The organism is Cypionkella aquatica (assembly GCF_030161095.1).
Classification (GTDB): Bacteria; Pseudomonadota; Alphaproteobacteria; order Rhodobacterales; family Rhodobacteraceae; genus Cypionkella; species Cypionkella aquatica.
This window is the reverse complement of sequence record NZ_BSPP01000010.1, coordinates 479,408-489,091: the sequence shown is the minus strand read 5'-3', so window position 1 is coordinate 489,091 and position 9,684 is coordinate 479,408. Positions and strand designations below refer to the sequence as shown.

Below are 9,684 nucleotides of genomic sequence, written 5' to 3'. Positions count from 1 at the left end.
TGCCTTCGAACAGCAGCAGAAACAGAAACTGCGAGGCGTCTAGCAAACTAGGGGCTATTCAGAGGTATCCTTCGGCCCCGACTGCCGTTAACGCTGGCTTTCCGGCACACCTTTTGTTCCATCCCGCGGCATTGCCATCAGCCGATCTATTCCAAGCAGTTTTGAAAAGATGTGCTGGCCTTGGTTTCCAAAGCAGGCAGCCTGAATCCGGGCTGTATTCCAATAGCTGCTGAAACAAATCAGCCGAAATTGTTAAGGACATACTGGCGCCTCGCTTAGGTCAATCGTTGCTCGGGTGGCGGCCATCGCCGGAATGAACTCCCGGCGTTGGAGAAGCGCGCGGTGTTCTTCGCGCGAAATCGGGGTGAGGTATGTCCAGAGGCGTGCGGCGTTACGGCGCTCGCCGTCGCAGATCGCAAACAGGCGTTCCGGGGCAGTCAGCTCGCCTGTTTCAAGATCGACATCGCGCTCGATCTTTATTTCGACAGCGGCCCACGGCCCGCCACGAACCAACTTGGTCTTGTAAAAGCCAGCCTCGGGCAAAGCATCGTGGATCGGCGGGGCCATCCCGGCGAGGGCGTCACTCCACCAGCTTCCGCTTCAAGGCAAGCTCAGCGGTAGCCAAAACCAAAAGGGAGACCTCGTATGTCTTGACCCAAGCATAACCCGCAGAACATAACCTTCAGGCGCGTCAATTCTCGATGAAAAACCCGGGTCACTGCTGCATGGAAATCAACAGATACATCAATTCTCGGCATATCGCCGCAGTTGGCTGATCTGTGTCACAGGCGGCGTTGCAAGCATGCACCGCGTTAAGTGGGGTTCCGGTCTAGCTCTGCAGGAAAGAGCAGCCGCTGCGCTACGAGGGACGGCGTGTCGCGGGTGCAATGACCTTTATCGGATCTGCCTCCAGTAAACTCGACTGCTATCCGCTGACTTGCCTTGGGTTCACGCCGGGGCTTTTTGTGTCTTGGGATTGGGTGCGAAAGGCCAAAGTGTCCACCGCCGTTGTCCTGATGGAGATTTGCGGTGATATTGTTGGGTCGTTTTGGAGAATGGTAGGTCCGGAGGGACTCGAACCCCCAACCAAGGCGTTATGAGCGCCCGGCTCTAACCATTGAGCTACAGACCCATTCTGGCTTTGCCTATCAGATGCGCGGGCGGGGTCAAGCTTTGGGGTGACAAAACTGCCATTGCAAGCGGTGCTTGCGTTGCGCGGGGGCGCGGGATGGCTTATGGGGGCGGCATCTGCATTTCAGCTTGGGGAATCTGCGCATGACCACCGGACAAGATGCCACGGGGCACAATGGCCTGACCTATGCCGATGCGGGCGTGGATATTGATGCGGGCAATGCTTTGGTTGAACGGATCAAGCCTGCGGCCAAGCGCACGCAACGCTCGGGCACGATGTCGGGCTTGGGCGGCTTTGGGGCGCTGTTTGATCTGAAGGCGGCGGGCTACACCGATCCCATTCTGGTGGCCGCGACGGACGGTGTGGGCACCAAGCTGCGCATTGCGATTGATACGGGCAATGTCGATACGATCGGTGTCGATCTGGTGGCGATGTGCGTCAATGATCTGGTCTGCCAAGGGGCAGAGCCTTTGCTGTTTCTGGATTATTTCGCCACCGGCAAGCTGGATGTCGAGGAGGCCACGCGGATCATCAATGGCATTGCGGCGGGCTGTGAGGCCTCGGGCTGTGCTTTGATCGGTGGCGAGACGGCAGAAATGCCGGGGATGTATCACAAGGGTGATTTTGACCTCGCCGGCTTTGCGGTGGGCGCGATGGAACGCGGGGCGGATTTGCCGAGTGGTGTGGTTGAGGGCGATGTGTTGTTGGGGTTGGCCTCGAACGGGGTTCACTCCAATGGCTATTCCTTTGTGCGCAAGGTGGTGGAGTTGTCGGGTCTGGGCTGGGATGCGGATTGCCCGTTCTCGGAGGGGACGTTGGGCGCGGCTTTGCTGACCCCGACGCGGCTTTATGTGAAGCAGGCACTGGCTGCGGTGCGGGCGGGCGGCGTGCATGCTTTGGCGCATATCACGGGGGGCGGGTTGACGGAAAATCCGCCGCGGGTGATCCCTGAGGGATTGGCGTGCGAGATTGATCTTTCGGCTTGGGAGTTGCCCGGCGTGTTCCGCTGGTTGGCGACGACCGCAAACATGAGCCAGCCGGAGTTGCTGAAGACCTTCAACTGCGGCATCGGCATGATTGCGGTGGTGGCGGCGGATCGGGCCGAGGCTTTGGCGGCATTGCTGCGAGCAGAGGGTGAGACGGTCGTTGAGATGGGCCGCGTGGTCGCGGGCGAGGGTGTGATCTACAAAGGCCGTCTGTTGTGAAGCGCGTTGCCGTCCTGATTTCGGGCGGCGGGTCGAACATGCTGGCCTTGCTGCGCGATATGGTCGGGGATCATTCGGGCCGCGCGGTGTTTGTGGGGTCCAATGACCCAAGCGCGCCGGGGCTGGTGCGGGCGGCCCAGATGGGTGTCGCGGTGGCGGCGGTGGATCATCGCGCTTACGGTCGGGACCGGGCCGCGTTTGAGACGGCGTTGCTGGAACCGATTTTGGCATCCGAGCCCGATATCTTATGCCTTGCAGGTTTCATGCGGGTGTTGACGCCGGAGTTCGTGCGGCGGTTTGAGGGCCGGATGTTGAACATTCACCCGTCGCTTTTGCCGAAATATCCGGGGTTGCATACCCATGCGCGGGCATTGGCTGCGGGCGATGCCGAGGCGGGCTGCACGGTGCATGAGGTGACGGCGGAGTTGGATGCCGGGCCGATCCTTGGGCAGGCGCGGGTGCCGATATTGGCGGGCGACACCGAGGCCGATCTGTCGGCGCGGGTGTTGGTGCAGGAGCATCGGCTGTATCCGGCGGTGTTGCGGCGGTTTGCTTCAGGGGATCGCACGCGGTTGGACCTGTAACGCGGGGCCTTTTCGGGTGGCATCGAGCCACCGCTCAAAGGCTTTGGCGCGGGCTGGCGAAGGTCAGCGGGGTTTGTGGCGTGCAGGCGGGCTGCGCTGATGAAGCCTCCGGCGGGAGTATTTTGAAAAGAGCAAATCCGGGTCGCCTTGGGCTTTGGTGGCGTTTGCACGTTGTGGCTTGGGGGCCGCGGGCTGCGGGATTTCACCTTGCGCGGCGGGCGTTATGTGCCGCTTGGGCTTTTCTTGGGCGGCAATGCTGCCTATAGCGGTGAGGCGGGATGCCCCCGTGAGCCTTTGCGAAAGACGCCCATGCGCACGATTACCACCACCGAAGACCTTGCCGCTTTTTGTGAAGTCGCCAAGTCAAAGCCCTTCGTCACCATTGATACCGAGTTTCTGCGCGAGCGGACCTATTGGTCGAAGCTGTGTCTGATCCAGATGGCTTTGCCGGGGAAAGACGGCGATGCGGTGTTGATCGACCCGATTGTCGGCGAAGCGATGTCGATGGAGCCTTTGTATGATCTGTTTCGCCATCAGGCGACGGTCAAGGTGTTCCATGCCGCGCGGCAGGATCTGGAGATTTTCTTCGTTGAGGGCAATGTGTTTCCGGTGCCACTCTTTGATACTCAAGTGGCGGCGATGGTCTGCGGCTTTGGCGAGCAGGTTGGCTATGAGACTTTGGTGAAGAAGATCGCCAAGGAAAACCTCGACAAGACCTCGCGGTTTACCGATTGGTCGCGCAGACCTTTGACGAGCGCACAAAGCGAATATGCTTTGGCGGATGTGACGCATCTGCGGGTGATCTATGAGTTTTTGGCGGCGCAGCTGGCGAAGAACGGGCGCAAGGCCTGGGTTGAAGAGGAGTTGGCGGTGCTGACCGATCCTGCCACCTATACCGTGCATCCTGATGAGGCTTGGCTGCGGGTGAAGACGCGGACCACCTCGGGGCGGTTTTTGGGCGTGGTCAAGGAATTGGCGCGGTTTCGTGAGGAATATGCGCAGGGCAACAATGTGCCGCGCAGCCGGGTGATGAAGGATGACGCCTTGTTGGAGCTGGCCTCGACCCGGCCCACGAATGTTGAAGAACTGGGGCGGTCACGTTTGCTGTTGCGCGAGGGGCGCAAGGCCGAGATTGCCGAGGGGATTCTGGCGGCCGTGAAGGCGGGGATGGAGATGCGGCAGGAAGATTTGCCAAAGCCCGACCTGTCGAAGGATCAGATGCAGGTCAATCCGGCACTGGCGGATTTGCTGCGGGTGCTGTTGAAGGCGAAATCGGAAAGTCTGGGGGTGGCGCCGCGTTTGATCGCCTCGGCTTCCGATCTGGATGCGATTGCTGCCGGAGAGCGTAATCTGGAGACGTTGAAGGGCTGGCGTGCCGAGGCGTTTGGCGATGATGCGCTGCGGCTTTGCCGGGGCGAGATTGCGCTTTCGGCCAAGGGCAATGATGTGAAAGTGGTGCGGCTTTAGGCCGGGGTTTCGCGCGTGGGTCTGTCCCCGCGGGGACAGAGTGACACGCGCGCCGCTGTCCCCGCGGGGACAGGTTATGGCTGCGCAACTGTCCCAGCGGGGACAAAGTTATAGCTGTAGTGGTTTTGCGGTTTCAGGCCACATAATCTGGCGAGGCGCGCCAGATTATGACGCTTAGCGGCGGCTTGCGCGGGCGTTGCTTGCGCCTTGCACCACGATCTGATTGATCTCTTGCAGGCGGATATCCGAGAGGTTGTAGGCCACGGTGATCTCGCGCGATTGTTGATTGACCACAGCGGTGGCACCTGCGGGCGGGAAAACGTGAAACTCCAGCACCAGAGTGCCGTTTTCATCGACGGGTTGCGGAATCAGTTCCGCACTCCAATACCCTTGGGTGGGCGGCAGGCCGGTGGCGCGCACGATGGCACCGCCGGGATAGGATTCGATCTGCATCGACAGCACATTGGCCACCAGCGGGCGCGGGTCGGCGGGCGTCTCGACGCTGACCACCGGAGCGGGGGCCGAGCGTTTGAACCATTTGAACGGATTGAGCCTGCTGGAAAAGCCACCGCAGGCGGTCATGGCGGTCAAAGCAAGCACGGCGATGGGCAGGCGAAAGCGCATATGGGCATCCCTTTGGCGTTGATAGATCGGTAGCCGATTGAGGGCGGTTTGAAAAGCCCGCTTGGGCTGGACCTTTGAGGTGGCACGCACTACCTCGGGGGCAGAGATGGAGATGACCATGGCCACGCCCGCCTTTGAAGACCTTGCCGAGACGTTTGAGTTCCTTGACGATTGGGAGGAGCGCTACCGCCATGTGATTGATCTGGGGCGCGCGATGCCGCCGCTGGAGGACAGTTTCAAGGTTCCGGCGTTGAAGGTCGATGGCTGTGCGTCACAGGTTTGGCTGCGGCCGATGATCGCTGACGGGCGGTTTGCGTTTCAGGGCGAGTCGGATGCGATGATCGTGCGCGGGCTGATCGCCGTGCTGCATGCGTTATATGCCGGGGTGCCGGTGGCCGAGGTTGGTTTGATCGACGCGCATGCGGAATTGGGGCGGTTGGGGCTGAACGAGCATCTGTCTGCGCAACGCTCTAACGGCGTGCGCGCGATGGTGGAGCGGATCAGGACCGTGGCGGCAGCGGCCTCAGCCTAGACTGACCTTATCGGGGTAGAACGCCAGATAACCCGCGATGGCTGCGACGCTGTCAATCGGGGTCTCATAGGACCAAACCGCGTTTTCCAGCGGCCCCTGAGGGGTCTGAATGGTATAATAGCTGGCGACGCCCTTATGCGGGCAGGTGGTTTGGCGGCTGGTTTTCACCAGCTTTTGCATATCGACATCGGCGCGCGGGATGTAGGTGACGGCGGGATAGCTGCCCTCTGCCAGAGTGAGGGCGGCTTCGGTCATGCCCAACTGCATGCCGCCTGCGGTGATGGTCAGCCGGGTTTTGTTCGGGGTAATGGTGATATGGGCCATGCTTTGCCTCCTGCGTTCAGGCAAAGGTAGCGCAGGCGGCGGGGTTTACAATGGGGCGCAGGCGGCTTGGCACCATGTCAGAGCCTCGGCTGACAGGCGCGGGGTCAGTTTCGCCAAGACCTCGGCATGATAGGCGTTGAGCCAATTGCGATCACCGGGGGACAGGTCGGCCGTCAGAATCAGGCGCCGATCAAACGGCACAAATGTCAGGGTTTCAAAGCAGAGCTGGTTACGCTCGTCATCGCCACCGGGCAGCTTGGGCGCGGGCTGCACCACGATCAGGTTTTCCAGCCGGATGCCGAATTCGCCCTCGCGGTAATAGCCGGGCTCGTTCGACAGGATCATGCCGGGTTCTAACGGGACTTCCGAGATGCGGGACAGGCGCTGCGGGCCTTCGTGGACGGACAGGAACGCACCGACGCCGTGGCCGGTGCCGTGGTTGAAGTCTTGGCCTGCCAGCCAAAGCGCATAACGGGCGAGGGGGTCAAGATCGCGGCCTGCATAGCCCGCGGGCCAGCGGGCGCGACTGATGGCAATGGTGCCAGCCAAGACGCGGGTGAAGCAGGCGCGGGCATAGTCGCCGGGATCGCCAACCGCCATGGTGCGGGTGATGTCGGTGGTGCCATCCAGATATTGCGCGCCCGAATCCACCAACAACAATTCATTGCGGGAGATCGCGCGGTTGGACTCTTCGGTGACGCGGTAATGCATGATCGCGCCATTCGGGCCTGATCCGCAGATCGTGTCGAAAGAGATGTCATGCAGCACATTGGTGGCACGGCGGAAGCCTTCCAGCGCCCGCACCACGTCGATTTCGGTCAAGCCACCCTTTGGGGTCTGCGAGTCCAGCCAGCACAGGAACTCGACCACAGCCGCGCCGTCGCGCAGATGCGCCTCTCGCATGCCCGCGATTTCGGCGGCAGTTTTGCGGGCTTTTGGCAGACGACACGGATCATCGCCCCAAGCAACCGCGATACCGGCCTCGGTCAGCTCGTTTGCCACCGCAATCGGGGCGCTGGCGCGATCCACCCGCACCGGGCCGGGCAGGGTGTGCAAGGCGGGCACAAACGCGGAAACCGGGCGCAGCAGCACATGCGCGCCCAGATGCGCGCGGGTGGCGTCGTCGAATTTCGCGGCATCGGCGAACAGGGTGACATGGGCGTTTTCGTGCAGGATGGCAAAGCCGTGCAGCACCGGGTTGCGTGGCACATCAGCGCCACGGATGTTCAACAGCCAACAAAGGCTGTCCGGCAGCGTGATCACCGCCGCCGTTTGGCCCTGCGCGCGCAAGCTTTCGGCCAGACGCGCGCGCTTTTCGGCGCTGGTCTCACCCGCAAGGCTGTCGGGATGGGCGAAGGCGCGGCCCAAAGGCGCTGCGGGCTGATCGGGCCAAATGCGGTCGATCTGATTGGCGCAGGCTTGCAGGATCACCCCGGTATCGGCGAGGGCGGCTTCAAGCTTTGCGATTTCATCGGCGGTGTGCAGCCACGGGTCAAAGCCAACCACGCCATCGGTGATATGCTCTTTCAGCCAAGCGCCCGCGCTGATCTCTGGCCACGGCACCGGGGTGAAATGCGCCAGATCGACCTGACCTTTGACTTGCGTGCGGTAGCGTCCGTCGATGAACACGCCTGCGATCTGCGGCAACACGATGCAAAACCCGGCCGAGCCGGTAAAGCCGGTCAGCCATTGCAACCGCTCGTCCCGTGCGGCGACATATTCGCCCTGATGCACATCGGCACGCGGCACCAGAAAGCCTGACAGCCCTTCGGCGGCCAGAACCTGTCGCAAGGCGGCCAGTCGCGCCGGGCCTTGGGCAGGATTGGCATGGGTGTCAAAGCTTTGAAACATGGTCATCCTCTCTGGACAAATATCCTCGGGGTGAGCGAAGCGAGGGGGCGAGCCCCCTTAACCGGCTTTCCGAAGCAGTGCCTTGGCCCGTTTGCGCGGATCGGTGTCGAACAGCCCGGCGAGCTGTTCGGTCATCGCCCCTGCCAATTGTTCAACATCGGTGATCGTCACCGCGCGCTGATAATAGCGGGTCACGTCATGGCCGATGCCGATGGCGATCAACTCGACAGCCTTCTTACGTTCGACCATGGCGATCACGTCGCGCAGGTGTTTTTCAAGGAAATTCGCGGGGTTGACCGACAGGGTGCTGTCATCGACGGGCGCGCCATCGGAAATCACCATCAGGATGCGGCGGGCTTCGGGGCGGGCCATCATGCGGCGGTGCGCCCATTCCAGCGCCTCACCGTCGATGTTTTCTTTCAAGAGGCCCTCTTTCATCATCAGGCCCAGATTGGGGCGCACGCGACGCCACGGCGCATCGGCGGATTTGTAAATGATGTGGCGCAGATCGTTCAGGCGGCCCGGTTGCTGGACGCGGCCTTCGGCGAGCCACCGCTCGCGCGACTGGCCGCCCTTCCACGCGCGGGTGGTAAAGCCAAGGATTTCGACCTTGACCGAGCAGCGTTCCAGCGTGCGGGCCAAGACATCAGCGCAGATCGCGGCAATAGAGATCGGGCGACCGCGCATCGAGCCGGAGTTGTCGATCAACAGCGTCACACAGGTATCGCGGAATTCGGTGTCTTTTTCCTGTTTGAACGAGAGCGGCGTGGTGGGGTTGGCGATGACGCGGGCGAGGCGGCCTGCATCGAGCGTGCCTTCTTCGAGATCGAACAGCCAAGAGCGGTTTTGTTGGGCTTGCAGGCGGCGTTGCAGTTTGTTGGCGAGGCGGGAGACTGCGCCTTTCAACGGTTCCAACTGCTGATCCAAGTAAGCGCGCAGGCGTTCCAACTCGGCGGGTTCGGCAAGGTCTTCGGCTTTGATTTCTTCATCAAAATCCGTGGTGTAGACGGTGTAGTTCGGATCAGCGTCGGAATAGGGCGCGGGCGGTGGCGGGTCCAGCGGGGCCTCGCCTTCGGGCAGTTCCGCCTCGTCGCCTTGCTCCATATCGGCGCTGTCTTCCATGGTGACTTGCGCTTGGGATTGGTCTTGTTGGTCTTCTTGGGATTGTTCGGGGGAGGCTTCCGAATCCTCAGAATCCTGCTCTTCCGAGCCTTCGCTGTCGGGCGCGTCTTGGTCTTCTTGCGCTTCGTCGCCAGAGTCGTCTTCATCGGGCAGATCGGGGTCGTCGCCCAACTGATCGCCATAGCCCAGATCGGCGATGACTTTGCGGGTCAGGCGGGCGAAGGCGGCTTGGTTGTCGAGCGCATCGTCGAGGGTGTCGAGGCTGCCTGCGGCTTGGCCTTCGATGAAATCGCGCCACATCTCCATGACATTGGCGGCCCCTTTCGGCATCTCGCGCCCCGTTGCCAGATGGCGGACAAGGTAGCCTGCGGCGACGGAAAGCGGCGCATCCTCGCGCTTGGTGATGCTGGAATAACCTTTGCGATCCGCCTCATAGGCGATCTTGGCGTCGATATTGCCAGCCGTGCCGGGCATGGCGCGGGCACCCACGGCTTCGCAGCGGGCGGTTTCCATCGCGTCGTAGATTTCGCGCGCAAGTGGACCGGTGGGGGCGTATTTGCTGGCGGTTTGTTCATTGTGAAACTTGCGGCGCAGAGCAAAGGCGTCGGCGGTGCCACGCGCCAGCAACACCTCATCCCGAGTCATGCGGCGGCTGACCTGCGGCAGGCGGATGCCTTCCTTGTTCATCCCCGCCGGATCGACCGAATAGGTCACGGTCATTTCGGGATCGTTGGCCATGGTCTTGGTGGCCTCGGCGAGGGCCTTTTTGAACGGATCGGCGGGGTTGTCGGTGGGTTTGGTCATGATCCGTCTCGTTCTGGAGGAGGGTGCGTGACGTTACGC

The 9,684-nt window shown here is 61.8% G+C and carries 9 protein-coding genes and 1 tRNA gene; 4 read left to right on the top strand and 6 right to left on the bottom strand.

What is annotated here, in order from left to right; genetic code table 11:
- Positions 1 to 252: 252 nt before the first annotated feature.
- Positions 253 to 567 (bottom strand): hypothetical protein, encoded by a 315-nt coding sequence (locus QQJ98_RS15310; RefSeq protein ID WP_284326210.1) that lies wholly within the window; start codon positions 565 to 567, stop codon positions 253 to 255.
- Positions 568 to 1,056: 489 nt separating this feature from the next.
- Positions 1,057 to 1,132: transfer RNA gene (locus QQJ98_RS15305), tRNA-Ile, on the bottom strand.
- Positions 1,133 to 1,275: 143 nt separating this feature from the next.
- Here QQJ98_RS15305 and purM point away from each other — a divergent pair.
- From purM to rnd, 3 genes are all read left to right on the top strand, one after another.
- Entirely contained in the window at positions 1,276 to 2,337 is a 1,062-nt protein-coding gene (purM, locus tag QQJ98_RS15300; RefSeq protein WP_284326209.1) for a phosphoribosylformylglycinamidine cyclo-ligase, read from the top strand.
- Positions 2,334 to 2,921: a phosphoribosylglycinamide formyltransferase gene (gene purN, locus QQJ98_RS15295; RefSeq protein WP_284326208.1), complete on the top strand. Its 588-nt coding sequence runs from the start codon at positions 2,334 to 2,336 to the stop codon at positions 2,919 to 2,921. Before purM ends, purN begins: the two co-directional genes overlap by 4 nt.
- A 309-nt stretch (positions 2,922 to 3,230) precedes the next feature.
- A complete protein-coding gene (gene rnd / locus QQJ98_RS15290) occupies positions 3,231 to 4,388 on the top strand; it encodes a ribonuclease D (protein ID WP_284326207.1) in 1,158 nt (385 codons plus the stop codon).
- A gap of 174 nt (positions 4,389 to 4,562) precedes the next feature.
- Here rnd and QQJ98_RS15285 read toward each other — a convergent pair whose 3' ends face one another.
- Positions 4,563 to 5,012: a hypothetical protein gene (locus tag QQJ98_RS15285; RefSeq protein WP_284326206.1), complete on the bottom strand. Its 450-nt coding sequence runs from the start codon at positions 5,010 to 5,012 to the stop codon at positions 4,563 to 4,565.
- 118 nt (positions 5,013 to 5,130) lie between these two features.
- Here QQJ98_RS15285 and QQJ98_RS15280 point away from each other — a divergent pair, with 118 nt between their 5' ends.
- Positions 5,131 to 5,544, top strand: a complete 414-nt coding sequence (locus tag QQJ98_RS15280; protein ID WP_284326228.1) for a SufE family protein — start codon at positions 5,131 to 5,133, stop codon at positions 5,542 to 5,544.
- On the opposite strand, the gene QQJ98_RS15275 is transcribed toward QQJ98_RS15280, so the two are convergent.
- From QQJ98_RS15275 to cobT, 3 genes are read right to left on the bottom strand one after another with little or no spacing between them, the layout of a single operon-like run.
- Positions 5,536 to 5,868, bottom strand: coding sequence for a DUF427 domain-containing protein (locus tag QQJ98_RS15275; RefSeq protein WP_284326205.1), 333 nt, complete (start codon positions 5,866 to 5,868; stop codon positions 5,536 to 5,538). The genes QQJ98_RS15280 and QQJ98_RS15275 overlap by 9 nt on opposite strands.
- Before the next feature lie 45 nt (positions 5,869 to 5,913).
- Positions 5,914 to 7,719, bottom strand: a complete 1,806-nt coding sequence (locus QQJ98_RS15270; protein ID WP_284326227.1) for an aminopeptidase P family protein — start codon at positions 7,717 to 7,719, stop codon at positions 5,914 to 5,916.
- Positions 7,720 to 7,776: 57 nt separating this feature from the next.
- A complete protein-coding gene (gene cobT, locus QQJ98_RS15265; protein ID WP_284326204.1) occupies positions 7,777 to 9,645 on the bottom strand; it encodes a cobaltochelatase subunit CobT in 1,869 nt (622 codons plus the stop codon).
- Positions 9,646 to 9,684 lie beyond the last annotated feature (39 nt).

Coding starts and splice junctions, on each gene's coding strand:
- rnd (WP_284326207.1), top strand. CDS start 3,231: ATGCGCACGATTACCACCACCGAAGACCTTGCCGCTTTTTGTGAAGTC.
- cobT (WP_284326204.1), bottom strand. CDS start 9,645: ATGACCAAACCCACCGACAACCCCGCCGATCCGTTCAAAAAGGCCCTC.
- QQJ98_RS15310 (WP_284326210.1), bottom strand. CDS start 567: ATGGCCCCGCCGATCCACGATGCTTTGCCCGAGGCTGGCTTTTACAAG.
- purM (WP_284326209.1), top strand. CDS start 1,276: ATGACCACCGGACAAGATGCCACGGGGCACAATGGCCTGACCTATGCC.
- QQJ98_RS15275 (WP_284326205.1), bottom strand. CDS start 5,868: ATGGCCCATATCACCATTACCCCGAACAAAACCCGGCTGACCATCACC.
- QQJ98_RS15285 (WP_284326206.1), bottom strand. CDS start 5,012: ATGCGCTTTCGCCTGCCCATCGCCGTGCTTGCTTTGACCGCCATGACC.
- QQJ98_RS15280 (WP_284326228.1), top strand. CDS start 5,131: ATGGCCACGCCCGCCTTTGAAGACCTTGCCGAGACGTTTGAGTTCCTT.
- QQJ98_RS15270 (WP_284326227.1), bottom strand. CDS start 7,719: ATGTTTCAAAGCTTTGACACCCATGCCAATCCTGCCCAAGGCCCGGCG.